The 19,661-nt window shown below is 50.1% G+C and carries 15 protein-coding genes and 4 tRNA genes; 2 read left to right on the top strand and 17 right to left on the bottom strand.

Annotated features, from left to right (window positions below):
* Positions 1–52 precede the first annotated feature (52 nt).
* The 15 genes from rpsG to L2725_RS22590 all read right to left on the bottom strand — a co-directional run bounded on the left by rpsG (position 53) and on the right by L2725_RS22590 (position 15,066).
* Entirely contained in the window at positions 53–523 is a 471-nt protein-coding gene (gene rpsG, locus L2725_RS22660; protein WP_115139185.1) for a 30S ribosomal protein S7, read from the bottom strand.
* A gap of 79 nt (positions 524–602) precedes the next feature.
* Positions 603–977, bottom strand: coding sequence for a 30S ribosomal protein S12 (rpsL, locus tag L2725_RS22655; RefSeq protein WP_115139184.1), 375 nt, complete (start codon positions 975–977; stop codon positions 603–605).
* Positions 978–1,156: 179 nt separating this feature from the next.
* Positions 1,157–5,371, bottom strand: a complete 4,215-nt coding sequence (gene rpoC / locus L2725_RS22650; RefSeq protein WP_248937900.1) for a DNA-directed RNA polymerase subunit beta' — start codon at positions 5,369–5,371, stop codon at positions 1,157–1,159.
* An 81-nt stretch (positions 5,372–5,452) separates the two neighbouring features.
* Complete coding sequence (gene rpoB / locus L2725_RS22645; RefSeq protein WP_115139182.1) at positions 5,453–9,481, bottom strand: DNA-directed RNA polymerase subunit beta; 4,029 nt, start codon at positions 9,479–9,481, stop codon at positions 5,453–5,455.
* A gap of 242 nt (positions 9,482–9,723) precedes the next feature.
* Entirely contained in the window at positions 9,724–10,092 is a 369-nt protein-coding gene (gene rplL, locus L2725_RS22640) for a 50S ribosomal protein L7/L12 (RefSeq protein ID WP_115139181.1), read from the bottom strand.
* Between the two features lie 54 nt (positions 10,093–10,146).
* Positions 10,147–10,644 carry a 50S ribosomal protein L10 gene (gene rplJ / locus L2725_RS22635; protein ID WP_115139180.1) on the bottom strand — a complete coding sequence of 166 codons (498 nt, stop codon included), beginning with the start codon at positions 10,642–10,644 and terminating at the stop codon, positions 10,147–10,149.
* A gap of 258 nt (positions 10,645–10,902) precedes the next feature.
* Entirely contained in the window at positions 10,903–11,604 is a 702-nt protein-coding gene (gene rplA, locus L2725_RS22630) for a 50S ribosomal protein L1 (protein ID WP_249251074.1), read from the bottom strand.
* Positions 11,605–11,608: 4 nt separating this feature from the next.
* The gene (gene rplK, locus L2725_RS22625) at positions 11,609–12,037 is read right to left on the bottom strand and encodes a 50S ribosomal protein L11 (protein ID WP_248937904.1); all 429 of its coding nucleotides are present in this window, start codon (positions 12,035–12,037) and stop codon (positions 11,609–11,611) included.
* A gap of 125 nt (positions 12,038–12,162) precedes the next feature.
* Complete coding sequence (gene nusG / locus L2725_RS22620) at positions 12,163–12,714, bottom strand: transcription termination/antitermination protein NusG (protein WP_115139177.1); 552 nt, start codon at positions 12,712–12,714, stop codon at positions 12,163–12,165.
* Between the two features lie 8 nt (positions 12,715–12,722).
* On the bottom strand, positions 12,723–13,097 hold the full coding sequence (gene secE, locus L2725_RS22615; RefSeq protein ID WP_115139176.1) for a preprotein translocase subunit SecE: 375 nt from the start codon (positions 13,095–13,097) through the stop codon (positions 12,723–12,725).
* Positions 13,098–13,409: 312 nt separating this feature from the next.
* A complete protein-coding gene (gene tuf, locus L2725_RS22610) occupies positions 13,410–14,594 on the bottom strand; it encodes an elongation factor Tu (protein WP_249251072.1) in 1,185 nt (394 codons plus the stop codon).
* 111 nt (positions 14,595–14,705) lie between these two features.
* Positions 14,706–14,781 (bottom strand) — tRNA-Thr (locus L2725_RS22605).
* Positions 14,782–14,788: 7 nt separating this feature from the next.
* Positions 14,789–14,862, bottom strand: a tRNA-Gly gene (locus L2725_RS22600).
* A 35-nt stretch (positions 14,863–14,897) separates the two neighbouring features.
* Positions 14,898–14,982 (bottom strand) — tRNA-Tyr (locus tag L2725_RS22595).
* Positions 14,983–14,990: 8 nt separating this feature from the next.
* Positions 14,991–15,066, bottom strand: a tRNA-Thr gene (locus L2725_RS22590).
* Between the two features lie 236 nt (positions 15,067–15,302).
* Here L2725_RS22590 and coaA point away from each other — a divergent pair.
* A complete protein-coding gene (gene coaA, locus L2725_RS22585) occupies positions 15,303–16,250 on the top strand; it encodes a type I pantothenate kinase (RefSeq protein ID WP_249251070.1) in 948 nt (315 codons plus the stop codon).
* A gap of 12 nt (positions 16,251–16,262) precedes the next feature.
* On the opposite strand, the gene birA is transcribed toward coaA, so the two are convergent.
* Together birA and murB are read right to left on the bottom strand one after the other, a co-directional pair.
* Entirely contained in the window at positions 16,263–17,222 is a 960-nt protein-coding gene (gene birA, locus L2725_RS22580) for a bifunctional biotin--[acetyl-CoA-carboxylase] ligase/biotin operon repressor BirA (protein ID WP_249251068.1), read from the bottom strand.
* Positions 17,223–17,303: 81 nt separating this feature from the next.
* Positions 17,304–18,323 carry a UDP-N-acetylmuramate dehydrogenase gene (gene murB, locus L2725_RS22575; protein ID WP_249251065.1) on the bottom strand — a complete coding sequence of 340 codons (1,020 nt, stop codon included), beginning with the start codon at positions 18,321–18,323 and terminating at the stop codon, positions 17,304–17,306.
* Positions 18,324–18,486: 163 nt separating this feature from the next.
* Here murB and L2725_RS22570 point away from each other — a divergent pair, with 163 nt between their 5' ends.
* Positions 18,487–19,236 (top strand): isocitrate lyase/PEP mutase family protein, encoded by a 750-nt coding sequence (locus L2725_RS22570; protein ID WP_249251063.1) that lies wholly within the window; start codon positions 18,487–18,489, stop codon positions 19,234–19,236.
* The last annotated feature ends 425 nt before the right edge of the window (positions 19,237–19,661 follow it).

Here is a 19,661-nt window from a genome sequence, read left to right as displayed (position 1 = left end):
GTATCGCCCGGAAACAACATAGAGGCGTGGGCCGAAGCCCACGCCAATTTTATTACCAGCGGTAATGAGCAAACGCTTTGTTTGCTTCGGCCATGCGGTGAACGTCTTCACGCTTCTTCACTGCAGTGCCTTTGTTTTCGGATGCATCCAGCAGCTCACCTGCCAGGCGCAGAGCCATAGATTTTTCACCACGCTTGCGAGCAGCTTCAACCAACCAACGCATCGCCAGAGCGTTACGACGAACTGGACGAACTTCACATGGTACCTGGTAAGTAGAACCACCAACGCGGCGAGATTTCACCTCAACTGATGGGCGTACGTTGTCCAGGGCTGCTTCCAACAGAACCAGATGGTCTTCGCTTTTCTTTTCAGCGATTACATCCAGAGCTTTGTAGATAATTTTTTCAGCAGTAGACTTTTTGCCGTCCTGCATAATGACGTTGATGAACTTAGCCAGCAACTCACTGTTGAACTTTGGATCAGGTAGGATTTTACGTTGTCCTACTACGCGACGTCTTGGCATAACAATTCTCCGTATGCTTCAGGTATTTCCAAAACTGGAATTACAAATTTTTAGCTTGGCCTTACTTAACGGGAAACCATTAAGACTTAGGACGCTTAGCACCGTACTTAGAACGGCCTTGGCGACGAGTAGTCACGCCAGCACAGTCCAGAGCACCACGAACGGTGTGATAACGCACACCTGGCAAGTCTTTAACACGACCGCCACGGATCAGGATAACACTGTGCTCTTGCAGGTTGTGGCCTTCACCGCCGATGTATGAAGTAACTTCAAAACCGTTGGTCAAACGCACACGAGCTACTTTACGCAGTGCAGAGTTTGGTTTCTTAGGAGTGGTAGTGTACACACGAGTACAAACACCACGCTTCTGTGGGCACGCTTCCAGTGCAGGAACGTTAGTCTTTTCGACTTTGGCTGCACGTGGCTTACGTACCAACTGGTTAACAGTTGCCATGTAATAGCTCCAAATTAGTTGAATCTAGCTCAACAAATGGGTGTGAAAAATCTAATCCCACTATGGTGGGACGCGGAATTTTAGAAAGGTAATGCATGACTGTCAAGAAATAGCCAACTTTTGCCTCTCTATACAATAAAAAAGGCGCCTTTGGCGCCTTTTTATAACTAACTTGGCAGTTAGTCCTGAGTGCTGGTCATGTTCAGCAGGTCAGCCAGGTTCTGCTCAGCTTCGCTGGCGCTGATGGTCTGAACTTCTTCAGACTCGACAGTGCCGCGCTTCTGATTGCGCTGGTTATGATAAGCATAACCGGTACCGGCTGGGATCAGACGACCCACAATCACGTTCTCTTTCAGACCGCGCAGGTTGTCACTCTTACCACCAACTGCAGCTTCAGTCAGTACGCGAGTGGTTTCCTGGAACGAGGCCGCAGAGATGAAGGACTCAGTCGCCAGAGACGCTTTGGTAATACCCAGCAGTTCGCGTTCGAACTTGGCAGGCATCTTACCCTGAGCTTCCAGCTCACGGTTAGCAATCTTCACGCGAGCCACTTCAGCCTGTTCGCCTTCCAGGAACTCGGAATCACCGGCTTCAGTGATGATGCACTTACGCAGCATCTGACGGATGATAACTTCAATGTGCTTGTCGTTAATCTTCACGCCCTGCAGACGGTAAACGTCCTGTACTTCGTTCACGATGTAGTTGGCTACATGGTGGATACCACGCAGACGCAGAATGTCGTGAGCGGCTTCTGGACCGTCGGCAATAACTTCACCACGCTCAACCTTTTCACCTTCGAACACGTTCAGGTTACGCCACTTAGGAATCATCTCTTCGTAAGCGTTGCCACCTTCCGCAGGAGTGATTACCAGACGACGCTTACCTTTGGTTTCTTTACCGAAGGAGATGGTACCGCTGATTTCGGCCAGAATTGCAGGCTCTTTTGGCTTACGCGCTTCAAAGAGGTCAGCAACTCGTGGCAGACCACCGGTAATATCGCGGGTCTTGGACGATTCCTGAGGAATACGAGCCAGTGCGTCACCCACTCGGATAGTCGCGTTGTCAGCCAGGTTCACAATCGAGTTACCAGGCAGGAAGTACTGCGCAGGAACGTCGGTGCCAGGGATCATCAGATCGTTACCGTTTTCGTCTACCAGACGAATCATCGGACGCATCTCTTTACCGGCAGAAGTACGCTGACCCACATCCAGAACCACGATAGAAGACAGACCTGTCAGCTCGTCGGTTTGGGTGGTCATGGTCACGCCGTCGATCATGTCCTGGAACTTCACATAACCCGCCACCTCAGTGATGATTGGGTGAGTGTGTGGATCCCAGTTCGCGATGATCTGACCAGACTTAACAGCTTCGTCTTCCAGAGTGCTCAGAACAGTACCGTAAGGCACCTTGTAGCGCTCTTTCTCACGGCCCATTTCGTCGATAATCGCCAGTTCAGAAGAACGGGATACGATGACCAGCTTACCGTCAGAGTTGGTTACATGCTTAGCGTTATGCAGCTTCAGCGTACCGTCGGTCTTCACCTGAACATTGTTCTCGGCAGACGCTCGGGATGCCGCACCACCGATGTGGAACGTACGCATCGTCAGCTGGGTACCTGGTTCACCAATAGACTGAGCAGCGACTACACCGATAGCCTCACCCATGTTGATGATGTGACCACGGGCCAGGTCACGGCCGTAACACTTGGCACACACACCGAAGTCGGTTTCACAGGTAATAACAGAGCGCACCTGCACTTCGTCAACACTGTGTTCTTCCAACTTGTCACACCATGCTTCGTCAAGCAGAGTGTTACGTGGAGCCAGTACTTCTTCAGTACCTGGATAGAATACGTCTTCAGCAACCACACGACCCAGTACACGCTCACGCAGCGGCTCAACAACGTCACCACCTTCAATCAGCGGCTTCATGGTCAGACCTTCGGTCGCGCCACAATCGTCTTCAACGATAACCAGATCCTGGGCAACGTCTACCAGACGACGAGTCAGGTAACCGGAGTTAGCTGTCTTCAGTGCGGTATCCGCCAGACCCTTACGAGCACCGTGGGTAGAGATAAAGTACTGAAGTACGTTCAGACCTTCACGGAAGTTCGCCACAATTGGCGTCTCGATGATGGAGCCGTCTGGCTTGGCCATCAGACCACGCATACCCGCCAACTGACGGATCTGAGCAGCACTACCACGAGCGCCTGAGTCGGCCATCATAAAGATGCTGTTGAAGGACTTCTGCTTCTCTTCCACACCGTCACGGTTGATAACGGCTTCGGTAGACAGGTTTTCCATCATGGCCTTGGACACTTTTTCGTTGGTCCGGGCCCAGATATCGATCACCTTGTTATAGCGCTCACCAGCAGTTACCAGACCAGACTGGAACTGTTCCTGGATCTCCAGTACTTCCTCTTCCGCTTCTTTCACCAGGCTGTACTTCAGCTCTGGGATTTCCATATCGTTGATACCTACAGAGGCACCTGAAATGGTCGCGTATTGGAAACCTGTGTACATCAGTTGGTCAGCAAAGATAACAGTATCTTTCAGACCCAGCTGACGGTAACAGGTGTTCAGCAGCTTGGAGATCTGCTTCTTGCCCATATCCTGGTTCACCAGGTCGAAAGACAGACCGGCTGGCAGAATGTTGGACAGCAGAGCACGGCCTACTGTGGTGTCTACGATACGGCGTACTTTAGTGCGCTCGCCGTTGTCGTCGATCTTGGTCTCAGTGATACGTACTTTCACACGAGCGTGCAGCTCGGCAGCACCTGTGCGGTAAGCCTTTTCAGCTTCAGCCACAGATTCGAACGCCATCGCCTCACCTTTACCGTTGATGCACTCACGGCTCAGGTAGTACAGACCCAAAACAACGTCCTGAGAAGGAACGATAATTGGCTCACCGTTCGCTGGAGACAGGATGTTGTTGGTAGACATCATCAACGCACGGGCTTCCAGCTGGGCTTCCAGTGTCAGCGGTACGTGAACAGCCATCTGGTCACCGTCGAAGTCAGCGTTGTACGCCGCACACACCAATGGGTGCAGTTGAATCGCTTTACCTTCGATCAGGACTGGTTCAAACGCCTGGATACCCAGACGGTGCAGTGTTGGTGCACGGTTCAGCAGTACCGGATGTTCACGGATCACTTCATCCAGAACGTCCCATACTTCCGCCACTTCACGCTCTACCATCTTCTTGGCAGCTTTAATGGTGGTAGCCAGGCCACGACCTTCCAGCTTGCCATAGATGAATGGCTTGAACAGTTCCAGTGCCATCTTCTTAGGCAGACCACACTGATGCAGACGCAGAGTAGGACCTACGGTAATTACCGAACGGCCAGAGTAGTCTACGCGCTTACCCAGCAGGTTCTGACGGAAACGACCCTGCTTACCTTTGATCATGTCGGCCAGAGACTTCAACGGACGCTTGTTGGAACCAGTGATGGCGCGGCCACGACGACCGTTATCCAACAGCGCATCTACAGATTCCTGCAGCATACGCTTTTCGTTACGTACGATGATGTCAGGCGCAGCCAGATCCAGCAGACGCTTCAGACGGTTGTTACGGTTGATCACACGGCGATACAGATCGTTCAGATCTGAAGTCGCGAAGCGGCCGCCGTCCAGTGGTACCAGAGGACGCAGGTCCGGTGGCAGAACTGGCAGCACTTTCAGGATCATCCACTCAGGCTTGTTGCCGGAGTTGTAGAAAGCTTCCATCAGCTTCAGGCGCTTGGTTACTTTCTTACGACGGGTTTCAGAGTTGATAGATGGCAACTCTTCACGCATCTGTTCGATTTCTTTTTCCAGATCGATAGCTTTCAGCAGTTCCATAACCGCTTCAGCACCCATCTTGGCTTCGAACTCGTCACCGTACTCTTCCAGTGCATCCAGGTAGTTTTCTTCGGTCAGCATCTGACCGCGCTCCAGGCTAGTCATGCCTGGCTCGATAACTACGAAAGATTCGAAGTACAGTACACGCTCGATATCACGCAGCGTCATATCCAGCATCAAACCGATACGGGACGGCAGTGACTTGAGGAACCAGATGTGAGCCACAGGGCTCGCCAGTTCAATGTGACCCATACGCTCACGACGTACTTTAGTCTGGGTAACTTCTACACCACACTTTTCACAGATCACACCACGGTGCTTAAGACGCTTGTACTTACCGCACAGACACTCATAGTCTTTTACAGGACCAAAGATACGCGCACAGAACAAACCTTCACGCTCAGGCTTGAAAGTACGGTAGTTAATGGTCTCAGGCTTCTTAACTTCACCAAATGACCAAGAGCGGATCAGATCAGGCGAGGCCAGACCAATTTTGATGCCGTTAAACTCTTCGGTCTTACTTTGCTGTTTCAGAAACTTTAATAAGTCTTTCACGTTTCTCTCCTGAAGGAGTTAAACCGGGTGCCCCGCTCGCGCGGAGCACCGATTCTGTTACCAACGAGGCCTTGGCCCGTATTACTCTTCGTCCAGCTCGATATTGATACCGAGCGAGCGGATTTCTTTCAGCAATACGTTGAAGGACTCTGGCATGCCAGGCTGCATCTGATGGTTGCCGTCCACGATGTTCTTATACATCTGGGTACGACCATTCACATCGTCCGACTTCACTGTGAGCATTTCCTGCAGGGTATAAGCTGCGCCATACGCCTCCAGTGCCCACACTTCCATCTCACCGAAACGCTGACCACCGAACTGAGCTTTACCGCCCAGAGGCTGCTGGGTAACCAAGCTGTACGAACCGGTAGAACGGGCGTGCATCTTGTCATCCACCAGGTGGTTCAGTTTGAGCATGTACATGTAACCTACAGTTACTGCACGCTCAAATTCGTTACCGGTACGACCATCAAACAGCTTCAGCTGGCCAGAAGTTGGCAAGCCAGCAAGTTCAAGCATCTGCTTGATCTCTTTCTCTTTGGCACCGTCAAACGCAGGAGTTGCAACCGGTAGACCTTCTTTCAGGTGCTTGGCCAGACGCAGTACTTCTTCGTCGGTGAAAGAGTCGATATCGACTTTCTGCTGAGATTCACCCAGCTCGTATGCCTGCTTGATGTAACCACGCAGTTCAGCCAGTTCACGCTGCTCTTCCAGCATGCTCTGGATGCGGTTACCGATACCCTTGGCTGCTGCACCCAGGTGAACTTCCAGTACCTGACCGATGTTCATACGGGATGGTACACCCAGTGGGTTCAGTACGATGTCTACAGGGTTACCCTGCTCATCGTATGGCATATCTTCGATAGGACAGATCTTGGAGATAACACCCTTGTTACCGTGACGACCAGCCATCTTGTCACCAGGCTGGATAGTACGCTTAACCGCCAGGTAAACCTTAACGATCTTCAGTACGCCTGGAGCCAGATCATCACCCTGGGTGATCTTGCGACGCTTGATTTCAAACTTCTTGTCGAAGTCAGCTTTCAGCTCTTCGTGCTGTTCAGCCAACTGCTCAAGTTCAGTCTGCTTGGTTTCATCGTCGATAGCCTGAGTCAGGTAATCCTTACGAGAGATTTCTGCCAGCTGTGCTTCGCTGTAACCGGCGTTAACCAGCAAGTTACGGGCACGGCCAAAGATACCTTCTTCCAGGATCTTGAACTCTTCGGTCAGGTCCTTACGAGCCTGAGCGATGTGCATCTCTTCGATTTCCAGCGCGCGCTTGTCTTTCTCAACGCCGTCACGGGTAAATACCTGAACGTCGATTACGGTACCCTTCACAGAGTTAGGTACACGCAGAGAGCTGTCTTTAACGTCAGACGCTTTCTCACCGAAGATGGCACGAAGCAGCTTCTCTTCTGGAGTCAGCTGAGTTTCGCCCTTAGGAGTTACCTTACCAACCAGGATGTCGCCACCCTTCACTTCTGCACCGATGTAAACGATACCTGACTCGTCCAGCTTGGACAGAGCAGACTCACCCACGTTAGGGATGTCAGCGGTGATCTCTTCAGAACCCAGCTTGGTATCACGAGCGATACAAGACAGTTCCTGAATGTGGATGGTGGTGAAACGGTCTTCCTGCGCTACGCGCTCGGAGATCAAAATCGAGTCTTCGAAGTTGTAACCGTTCCAGGTCATAAATGCGATACGCATGTTCTGACCCAGCGCCAGGTCACCCAGGTCAGTGGATGGACCGTCAGCCAGTACGTCGCCACGAACAATAGGGTCACCTACTGAGCAGCATGGACGCTGGTTAATACAGGTGTTCTGGTTAGAACGGGTGTACTTGGTCAGGTTGTAGATGTCGATACCGGCTTCGCCTGGCGTCAGCTCATCTTCGTTAACCTTAACCACGATACGGCTGGCATCAACATAGTCGATTACACCGCCACGCTTGGCAGCAACAACTACGCCGGAGTCAACAGCCAGAGCACGTTCAATACCAGTACCAACAAGAGGCTTATCAGCTTTCAGAGTCGGTACAGCCTGACGTTGCATGTTCGCACCCATCAATGCACGGTTAGCATCGTCGTGTTCCAGGAACGGAATCAAAGATGCTGCAACAGAAATAATCTGCTGTGGCGATACGTCCATATACTGAATGTCAGCAGCGCGCATAAAGGTGGATTCACCTTTGTGACGACAAGCAACCTGCTCATCCAGAATACGACCTTCGCTGTCCAGTGCGATGTTAGCCTGTGCTACAACGTAGCGGCCTTCTTCGATGGCAGACAGGTATTCAACGTCTTCAGTAACCTGACCGTCGACAACTTTACGGTATGGTGTTTCCAGGAAACCGTAAGAGTTAGTGCGGGCGAAGGTTGCCAGAGAGTTAATCAGACCAATGTTTGGACCTTCAGGGGTCTCAATTGGACACAGACGACCATAGTGAGTTGGGTGTACGTCTCGAACTTCGAAGCCGGCACGCTCACGGGTCAGACCGCCTGGACCCAGTGCCGAAATACGACGCTTGTGGGTTACTTCAGACAGTGGGTTGTTCTGGTCCATAAACTGAGACAGCTGAGAAGAGCCAAAGAACTCTTTTACTGCCGCAGAAATTGGCTTGGCGTTGATCAGGTCCTGAGGCATCAGCTCGTTCAGGTCGCCCAGAGACAGACGCTCACGAACTGCACGCTCAACACGCACCAGACCTACACGGAACTGGTTCTCAGCCATCTCACCAACGGAACGAATACGACGGTTACCCAGGTGGTCGATATCGTCCACTTCGTCGTTACCGTTACGGATTTCGATGATCTTGCGCATTACTGCAACGATGTCATCCTGGCTCAGTACGCCGGTACCTTCTTCATCAGGGATTTCCAGACGGCGGTTGAACTTCATACGACCTACTTTAGACAGGTCATAACGTTCATCGCTGAAGAACAGGTTTTGGAACAGAGCTTCGGCAGCATCTTTGGTTGGCGGCTCACCAGGACGCATCATGCGGTAGATTTCAACCAGAGCTTCCAAACGGTTAGTCGTGGTATCGATACGCAGAGTGTCGGAGATATAAGCACCGTGATCCAGCTCGTTGATGTACAGAGTGGATACTTCTTTGATGCCAGCCAGAGACAACTGGGCCAGAGTTTCCAGGCTCAGTTCGCTGTTGGCGCTAACCAGTACTTCACCGGTATCAGGATCGATGTAATCCTGTGCAGACACTTTACCAATGATGTACTCAACTGGGACTTCCAGCTCAGTGGTATTGGTTTTTTCCAGCTGACGAATATGACGGGCAGTAATGCGACGGCCTTTTTCGACCAGCAGAGTGCCTTCACTGTCTTTGATGTCAAAGCTGGCAGTTTCACCGCGCAGACGCTCAGGCAACAGTTCCATAACCAGCGAGTCTTTCTTAACTTTGAAAGTAATGCGGTCGAAGAAGGTGTCCAGGATCTCCTGAGTAGAGAAATCCATCGCGCGCAGGATGATAGTGGCCGGCAGTTTACGACGACGGTCGATACGAACGAACAGAGCGTCCTTTGGATCGAACTCGAAGTCCAGCCAGGAACCACGGTAAGGAATAATACGTGCGTTATACAGCACTTTACCTGAAGAGTGAGTCTTACCACGGTCGTGGTCGAAGAACACACCAGGGCTACGGTGCAACTGAGACACAATTACACGCTCGGTACCATTGATGACAAAAGTACCGTTTTCAGTCATCAGAGGGATATCCCCCATGTAGACTTCTTGCTCTTTAATGTCTTTAACTGTACCAGGTGCAGCTTCACGGTCGTACAGCACCATGCGCAGCTTAACGCGCAGTGGAGCGGAATAAGTAACACCGCGGATCTGACACTCTTTCACATCAAAGACAGGCTCACCCAGCTTGTAGCTTACATATTGCAGCTCAGAGTTGCCGGAAAAGCTCTTGATGGGAAACACGCTACGGAAAGCAGCTTCTAAGCCACGCTCACCGGTAGGGTCTTGATCGATGAAAGTTTTGAAAGAGTCTAACTGAATAGACAACAGGTAAGGAATGTCCAGAACGCGAGGACGCTTACCGAAGTCTTTACGAATACGCTTCTTTTCAGAATAGGAGTAAACCATGGGTTTCCTCTGCTTGCGAGATAAGACCAGAACTGATGCAACCGGAATAGTTGTACCAGCACGTTTGCCCATCACCGTTGATGGCAAGAACCTAACCATTAATCACTGCTAGGGACTGCTAAAACTTTTGGCGACAAACGGTGAAAAATTCGCCAACGCCTACAGCGCAAAAAAGGCCGACGGTCAAAAAACCGCCAGCCTCCACCTGATCACTCAGGTGTTTTTGCAAGCTAAATAATAGCTTACTTGATCTCTACCTGAGCGCCAGCGGCTTCAAGATCAGCTTTCAGAGCTTCAGCTTCTTCTTTAGAGATAGCTTCTTTAACAGCTACTGGAGCAGATTCAGCCATAGCTTTGGCTTCTTTCAGGCCCAGACCGGTAGCGCCACGCAGAGCTTTAATAACAGCTACTTTGTTGTCGCCATGACCAGTCATAACTACGTCGAACTCGGTCTTTTCTTCAGCAGCAGCGCCTGCATCAGCACCGCCAGCTACTACTGCAGCAGCAGCAGAAACACCGAACTTCTCTTCCATAGCTTCGATCAGTTCAACAACTTCCATTACAGACATAGCTGCAAAGGCTTCTAAGATTTGGTCTTTAGTGATAGACATAAGAAATATTTCCTATTGTTCTGAATTCAATTATTTCAAGCAGCCAGCTTATAATTAAGCGGCTTCTTTTTGATCGCGCAGAGCGGCCAGAGTACGAACGAACTTGCCAGCAGACGCCTCTTTCAGAGTCATCATCAGCTGTGCCAGTGCTTCTTCGTAAGTTGGCAGTTTCGCCAAACGATCGATCTGTGCTGCAGGGATAAATTCCCCTTCGAAAGCTGCACCTTTAACTTCGAATTTGTCTTGCTCTTTAGCAAAGTCTTTCAACAGACGTGCTGCGGCACCTGGGTGCTCGTTAGAGAAAGCAATCAAAGTTGGGCCAGTGAACACCTCGCCAAGGCACTCAAAAGAGGTACCTTCAACTGCACGACGAGCCAGGGTGTTACGTACAACTTTTACGTATACACCGTTAGCACGGGCAGTTTTGCGCAGGGCGGTCATGGCGCCTACAGTAACACCGCGAGAATCGGCAACTACTGCAGACAGTGCACCTTTGGCAGCTTCGTTGACTTCAGCAACAATCGCTTTCTTGTCTTCGAGTCTTAATGCCATTGGCTATACTCCTGGATTCTACCCGGGAAAATTCCCGGAAATTACCTACCAAGCACTTATGTGCTCAGTGACGTACGGCGCAGATTTCCAGCAGAAAAAATCATAACTGGGGCCTGACACCGTCTACGCAGGAAATTAAGTGAATCTAATGATTTACACCTGCGGTCTTGGACGGAAGTCTGTTATGCCCTTGAGCAAAAAACAGACTTCAACCCGACAAAGTGCGCGCATTATATGCTAATGCACGCACCTTGTAAATTAGTTAGCAGTTTCCAGAGTGTTCTGGTCAACGGCTACACCTGCACCCATAGTGGTGGAGATGGTTACTTTCTTGACGAAAACGCCTTTGGCAGCAGCTGGCTTGGCTTTTTTCAGCGCAGACAGCAGAGCTTCCAGGTTTTCTTTCAATTGAGCTGGTTCGAAATCAACCTTACCGATGGTGGTGTGGATGATACCGTTCTTGTCGTTACGGTAACGAACCTGACCAGCTTTAGCGTTCTTAACTGCTTCAGCAACGTTAGGAGTTACAGTACCGGTCTTAGGGTTAGGCATCAGACCACGTGGGCCCAGGATTTGACCCAGCATACCAACAACGCGCATTGCATCAGGAGAAGCAATAACTACGTCGAAGTTCATTTCGCCAGCTTTAACCTGCTCAGCCAGATCTTCCATACCTACCAGTTCAGCGCCTGCTTCTTTAGCAGCTTCTGCGTTTGCACCCTGGGTGAACACAGCAACGCGAACTTCGCGGCCAGTACCGTGAGGCAGTACAGTTGCACCACGTACGTTCTGGTCAGATTTACGAGGATCTACGCCCAGGTTAACTGCAACGTCAACACTCTCAACGAACTTAGCGGTAGCCAGTTCTTTCAGCAGAGCAACAGCTTCGTTGATTTCGTAGCTCTTGGTCACGTCTACTTTTTCGCGGATTACGCGCATGCGTTTAGTCAGCTTAGCCATTGTATTAGTCCTCTACTACCAAACCCATGGAACGTGCAGTACCTTCGATTGAGCGAGCCATCGCATCAATGTCAGAACCAGTCATGTCAGCTGCTTTGGTTTCTGCAATTTCCAGAACCTGAGCACGCTTGATAGTACCCACTTTGTCAGTGTTAGGACGGCTAGAGCCGGACTTCAGACCAGCGGCCTTCAGCAGCAGGAATGATGCTGGAGGAGTCTTGGTTTCGAAAGTGAAAGAACGATCGTTGTAAACAGTGATTACAACTGGAATCGGCATGCCTTTCTCGAACTTTTCAGTACGAGCGTTGAACGCCTTACAGAATTCCATGATGTTCACACCTTTCTGACCCAGAGCTGGACCTACTGGTGGAGACGGGTTAGCAGCACCAGCTGCAACCTGCAGCTTGATGTAAGCTTCAATTTTCTTTGCCATGAGCAATTTCCTCAAGTATGGGTACAAACGCTACCGACGGAATGTCAGTGGCTCCCCGAAAACAACGGCTGCGGATTATATATTAACCCACAGCCGATTCCAAACAGATCTTGTGCTTTTTTTAATCAGCTTTTTTCAACCTGACCAAAGTCCAGTTCTACCGGGGTAGAGCGGCCGAAGATCATGACAGAAACCTTCACGCGGCTCTTTTCATAATCCACTTCTTCAACGGTACCGTTAAAGTCAGCAAATGGACCTTCAGTAACGCGAACCACTTCACCTGGTTCGAACATTACGCGGTGAGTCGGAGACTCAGTGGTTTCCTGCAGACGCTGCAGGATAGCTTCAGCTTCGCGATCAGAGATAGGTGCAGGACGGTCAGAAGTACCGCCGATGAAACCCATCACGCGAGGGATGCTTTTAACCAGGTGCCAGCTTTCATCGTTCATTTCCATCTGAACCAGAACATAGCCAGGGAAGAACTTGCGCTCGCTCTTGCGACGCTGGCCGGCACGCATTTCAACTACTTCTTCAGTTGGAACCAGAACTTCACCGAAGTAATGTTCCATTTCATGCATTTTGATATGTTCTAGCAGAGACTTGCATACACGGCCTTCATAGCCGGAGAAAGCCTGCACTACATACCATCTCTTTTTAGCTTCTTTCGCTTCAGTCATTCGGGTGCCTATACGCCAGTAATGAAGTTGACAATTCGCAGCAGCACTGCGTCCAAGCCCCACAGGATCACAGCCAGAATACCGGTAGCAGCCAGCACGATAAAGGTGGTGTTCAGCGCTTCCTGACGAGTCGGCCAAACCACTTTACGTACTTCAATTTGCGACTCACGGGCAAATGCCAGTGCCTGCTTGCCTTTGGCTGTCTGCAGCGCGATAAAGCCCGCCAGAGCAAATGCAACCACTACAGCAATTGCACGCACCAGCACGCTAACTTCTTCGCTGTACATCTGGTTGCCAATAACAGCAGCGGCCAGCAAAATGAAAGCCAGACCCCACTTCACCATATCCAGAGAGTTACCCTGGTTTTCAGTATTCGTTGTCATCGGTTAATTCCGTTACTCATTACGACCTGAGCTTGAGTCACCAAGTATACTCGAAGCCTTTAATACAGCCCAAACAGGCAAATTCGTTTTCCGAATTCACCCTTGATGCACAAACTGCAAAAGCTCAGGGGTCAAAAATCGGCCATAGATTGTATTCTTAATCAGCTTACTAAGCAAGGTGGCCGCGCCAGCACACAGGGCAAAATCAAATATTTCCTGCGCCGGTTTGAAATTGATACCGAGGGGGGTTGTACAAAAACAAAAAAGGGAAGCCGAAGCTTCCCTTTTCAGGTTTGTCATTAAGACACGAAATTATTCGTGGATCTTAGCAACAACACCAGCACCAACGGTACGGCCACCTTCACGGATTGCAAAGCGCAGACCTTCGTCCATCGCGATTGGAGCAATCAGGGTAACAACCATCTTGATGTTGTCACCAGGCATTACCATTTCAACGCCTTCTGGCAGTTCGATGGTACCGGTTACGTCAGTAGTACGGAAGTAGAACTGTGGGCGGTAGCCCTTGAAGAATGGAGTGTGACGACCACCTTCTTCTTTAGACAGTACGTATACTTCAGACTCGAACTTGGTGTGAGGAGTGATGGTGCCTGGCTTAGCCAGTACTTGACCACGCTCAACTTCGTCACGCTTAGTACCACGCAGCAGAACACCACAGTTCTCACCAGCACGGCCTTCGTCCAGCAGCTTACGGAACATTTCTACGCCGGTACAAGTAGTCTTGGTGGTCTCTTTGATACCAACGATTTCTACTTCTTCACCTACGCGAATGATACCACGCTCTACACGGCCAGTTACTACAGTACCACGACCAGAGATAGAGAATACGTCTTCGATTGGCAGCAGGAATGGCTTATCGATGTCACGCTCTGGCTCAGGGATGTAAGTATCCAGAGCTTCAGCCAGTTCAACGATCTTAGCTTCCCAAGCAGCGTCACCTTCCAGAGCTTTCAGAGCAGAACCCTGAATTACTGGCAGGTCATCACCTGGGAAATCGTACTCAGACAGCAGTTCACGAACTTCCATCTCTACCAGTTCCAGCAGCTCTTCATCGTCTACCATGTCACACTTGTTCATGAACACGATGATGAAAGGTACACCTACCTGACGAGACAGCAGGATGTGCTCACGAGTCTGTGGCATTGGACCGTCAGTAGAAGCTACTACCAGGATAGCGCCGTCCATCTGAGCAGCACCAGTGATCATGTTTTTAACATAGTCAGCGTGGCCTGGGCAGTCTACGTGTGCGTAGTGACGGGTTGGAGTATCGTATTCGATGTGAGAGGTATTGATGGTAATACCACGCTCACGCTCTTCTGGAGCGTTATCGATAGATGCGAAGTCTTTAGCTTCACCACCGTATACTTTTGACAGTACGGTAGAGATAGCTGCGGTCAGGGTAGTTTTACCATGGTCAACGTGACCGATGGTGCCCACGTTTACGTGGGGTTTGCTACGTTCAAATTTCTCTTTAGCCATGGTAGTGCCTCAATCCAAGAGTCTTGGTGATGAAAACCTGCAGATGCAAAAAAATTTCGACGAAACAATTTTCGTCGAAACCAATTTTTCGCATTAGGAAATGTAGATTAGTGGTGCTGATACCCAGAATCGAACTGGGGACCTCATCCTTACCAAGGATGCGCTCTACCGACTGAGCCATATCAGCAACAATTTGGAGCGGGCGGCGGGAATCGAACCCGCGTTATCAGCTTGGAAGGCTGGAGTAATACCATTATACGACGCCCGCGTTAACCTACTAGGTTACCTAATACGTTAGGAAAATGGTGGAGGGAGAAGGATTCGAACCTTCGAAGGCGGAGCCGTCAGATTTACAGTCTGATCCCTTTGGCCACTCGGGAACCCCTCCAGAGAAAATGGTGCCGACACCAAGAGTCGAACTCGGGACCTACTGATTACAAGTCAGTTGCTCTACCAACTGAGCTATGCCGGCACTTCATTTCGGGGACGGATATTAGGTAAATGTCAGCATGAGTGCAATAGAAAAATCGCATTTTTCTGAAAAAAAGGCTTAGGCGCTGCTTTTTTATGCTCATTAACCCTGTTGAGCTTAAAAATGCCGCAAACTGCTGACACATCATCCTTTCATCCCAGGCAGACGGGTCTCCGAACTATTGTCCACTTATCTGTGATGGTGTACTGTGCCCTTCCGGTCTTCGAGGATAAACCATGATCACAAACAGTCACATACAAGAGGCACTTTACCTGGCTTTTGAACGCCAGAACTGGGCAGAGCTCAGAAATGCCGTGCCCATGACACTGAGTGAATCCGATCTCGAAGGCTTAAGAGGGATCAATGAACAGCTATCTATAGAAGAAGTCACTGACATCTACTTACCTCTGAGCAGACTGCTGAACCTGATTATCGGTGCCAAGCAACAAAGAGGTGTGGTCCTTAACGAGTTCCTGGGTAAAAAACCCACCGAAGGACCTTACATTATTTCTATTGCCGGCAGTGTTGCCGTGGGCAAGAGCACTACCGCTCGTATTCTGCAGGCGCTGTTGCAACATTGGCCAGAGCACCCCAAAGTCGATCTGGTTACGACAGACGGTTTTATCTATCCACTGGCGACGTTAAAACGTAAAGGATTGCTGCAGCGTAAGGGCTTTCCGGAGAGTTATGATACCCGGATGCTGCTCGACTTCATCTCAGACCTCAAGTCGGGCAAGCAGGAAGTTCATGCGCCGCGATACTCGCATATTACTTATGACAGACGGGAAGAGACCCAGGTGATACGCCAACCGGATATTTTGATCCTGGAGGGCCTGAATGTATTGCAAACGGGTATAGATTCGCCCGGACTGGCCAGACGACCTTTCGTCTCTGACTTTGTCGATTTTTCTATTTATGTGGATGCCAGCGAAGGCCTGTTGAAGAAATGGTATATCAACCGCTTCCTGCAGTTCCGAAGTGGCGCTTTCAGTAGGCAAGGCTCTTACTTTAAACATTATGCTGAGCTGACAGATGAAGAGGCCAAAGAAACTGCATCCAACATCTGGGACAGTATCAATGGACCCAACCTGCGACAGAATGTACTGCCAACCCGTGAGCGCGCCCATCTGATCTTACAGAAAGGCGCTGGTCATCAGGTGGCTCAGGTGATGTTAAGAAAGTAATTCGTCAGGACGTCAGGCCCCTCGCAGGCTGATCTCTCCACCCACGAAACCCTTGATTCCTTCAGGGGTTTCCAACAACACAGCACCCTGCTCGTCAATTCCCCGACAGATGCCCGCAATTTGATTATTGCCCATACTCAGCACTACCTCCCGTCCGGCAAACAGGTCTGACTCCTGCCAGCGGTTGATGAATGTCCCCAGACCTGCCTGTTCAAACTGTTGCAAATCCAGACACAGCTGCGTGTGTAGATTCAGCATCAACTCAGTCTTATCCAGAGACTGAGCCAGGTCAGACAAATCACTCCATGGTTGATCTATCTTGTCTCCCTGCTCTGCTGTCATCGACATATTAATGCCAATACCTATTACCAACTGGCACTCACTGTCAGCCTGGCCAGTCATCTCCACCAGAATGCCAGCCAACTTACGACCATCAAGATAAAGATCATTGGGCCACTTCAGACCCAGACCAGTCACTCCCATATTGGTCAGTACAGTCGCCAACGAGCAACCCACAACCAGGCTGAGTCCCATCGCCTGAGCCATTCCCTGAGGAAAGCGCCAAAACAGTGAGAAATAGAGGTGATTGGCATAAGGGGAGACCCAGGTTCTGCCACGACGGCCTCGCCCGGCCGATTGGTATTCAGCAATACAAAGATCGCCACTTTTCAATTCCTGAGCATGGCTCAGCATAAAGGCATTGGTAGAATTAACTTCGTCGAAGTAAAAGCTTCGCTGGCGTATACCGGCTTTTAATTTAGCTTCATCGATCAGGTGCACAGGCTTTTCCAGCTTATAGCCTTTGCCTTTAACGCTGAATACAGAGACGCCATATTCAGACAGTGATTCAATATGCTTGTTCACTGCCGCCCGGCTAATCCCCAGCTCCTGAGCCAGTGCTTCACCTGAGACAAAACCTCCCTGATTCAACAGAGCCAAAATAGCCCGCTTGCGTTGCCAATGATCCTGCATATTTAAATACCTACCTTACATGTCGCCCAATCAATCCTGGATGATTATCCTGATTTCAACACACCACCAATGACTTACCCGCTAGATACTGATTTCGCCATTACGCCCCATAACTCTGGGTTCAGGCTCAAGCTTTACCCCAAACTTAGCTGAAACTGTCGCGATAACGTAACGCGCCAGCTCGCAAACGGACTCGCCTGTCGCCTCGCCCAAATTAACCAGCACCAGCGCCTGATTGGCGTGTACTCCTGCCCCTTTTTGCTGATAGCCCTTAAGGCCCGCTTGATCAATCAACCAGCCAGCCGCCAGTTTGACTGTGCCATCACTCAATGCATATCCAACAATGCCGGGAAATTCTGTCGCTAGTCGCTGGTACTCTGCCGCGGTGACAACCGGGTTTTTGAAGAAACTGCCTGCATTCCCAAGCACTTTGGGGTCTGGCAGTTTGCTCTGCCGAACTTCGCAGACCTTTTTAAAGATATCCCAGGCTGTCACGGTATCGGGGGAGAACTCGGTCAATGGACCGTAGGATAAGTTGGGCTGCCACATTTTAGCCAGTCTCAAACCAACACTCAGAATCACAGACCTGTCTCTGAGCTCGCCTTTGAATATCGAATCGCGATAGTCAAACAGACACTCTTCATTGCTGAGGCGTTTAACCTCCCCGGTTTGCAGGTCCAGATACTCTACCCAATCACACATTTGGTTAAGCTCGATGCCATAGGCACCGATATTCTGGATTGGCGCGGCACCAACTGTACCTGGAATTAACGCCATATTCTCCAACCCCTGCATATTATGCTGCAGGCAGTGTTCTACCAATGCATGCCAGTTTTCACCGGCTTCAACGGTCAGCAAAAAAGCGTCATCAGTCTCAGTAACCTCGATACCCCTGGTCAGGATTCGGATCACTGTGCCATCAAAATCATCAGTCAGCACCAGATTACTGCCACCGCCCAGAATCAACATGGGCTTATCAGCGGCAAATGCCTTCAAGCACTCTTTGATCAACTCATTACGCGATGTCACTTCAACCAAACGCGCGCAACGCTGATCCAATCCAAAGGTATTAAAAGGTTTAAGAGAAATACTTATCGACACTCGATTTGGCTCTGATGATGGCAAAGGCGTCATTGTACTCCCTTGTCCCCGGCTTCGCGACTCAAGCCCTCCTCAGCCATAAATCACAAAATACCTGTCCAGTTTTCGGTTGTGGCCATTTTGGCCGCTTGCCTAATATGGCGGCTCCAATCAGGAGGAACATATGAAGATATTCAAGGACCGCAACACACCTCTATTACTCGCCAATGTGTGGGACAGAAGCAGTGCGATCGCCGCCCAGAAAGCAGGCTATGAAGCAATAGGCACCTCCAGCGCGGCTATCGCTGCCAACATTGGCTATTCGGATGGTGAACAAATGCCCTTTGGTGCCTTGTATGGCCTGGTGAAAGATATTCGCCAAAATACAACTATCCCAATGACGGTAGATATAGAAGGAGGCTATGCATCCGAGCCAGAGGAAGCCGCTAAGCAGATACTCTCATTAATCAAGTTGGGAGTCGTAGGCATCAATATCGAAGACAGTATGCTGGCGGGTAAACGGGAGCTTCTGGATAAAGGGTATTTTGCCCGGCGTTTGCGACAGATTATCAATTGTCTAGGGGCCGCAAGAGAACAGCTCTTTATCAATGTCCGTTGCGACCTGTTTTTTGAGGATAATCCAACGACAGAGGAAGCAGTCTCCCGGGCAGAGCTATATCAACAGGCAGGCGCGAACGGCATCTTCTTTCCCGGGCTGACTAATCACTCAGATATCGCCCAAATAAGCCAGCAGCTGTCACTGCCCATCAACCTGATGGCACTTCCCAACCTTCCCAGCTATCAAGAGTTGGCAAAGCTCAACATATCCCGTATCAGTATGGGCAATTGGCTATATGAAAGCAGAGATCAGGGTGCCGAAAACCTGCTGCAAAAGATAAAAGAAACCAAAGATATGACCCTATTGTTTACCTAAAACAATCAATAATTGGATGTTTAAGTTTTTAATGTCGACATATACACCAGTCTGAACGCCCAATGAGCATCTAAGCAGGTGAGCCCAAAGCGTAGCCGGGAGGCAAACAATAAGGACATAGAGAATACCGGAGATGCAGAGTTCAATGTCCGGTTAGGCACATGAATGGTGAAAATGGTGGAAGTCATATGCTTTCGAACGAGGGACAGGGCCTTCTCAGGCATCCTCGACAACTGCACTTTTGGAAAGGGTGACGTCGGGTGTAGGCGCTTGGCAATGACCTACTCTGAATTCCCGAAGGGAACACATGGGGGTAATACCAATCCGCATTGAAGTCTGATCTAATATTGGGCAACTCAATACTTATGATTGCCTTATGAAATCTGAAACTGCCGAAAGCTTGCTTTGCCTCTCTAAAAAAGAGA

The organism is Shewanella corallii (assembly GCF_023349125.1).
Classification (GTDB): domain Bacteria; phylum Pseudomonadota; class Gammaproteobacteria; order Enterobacterales; family Shewanellaceae; genus Shewanella; species Shewanella corallii.
The sequence above is the reverse complement of the archived record's forward strand: the minus strand, read 5'-3'. Positions and strand labels throughout refer to the sequence as shown.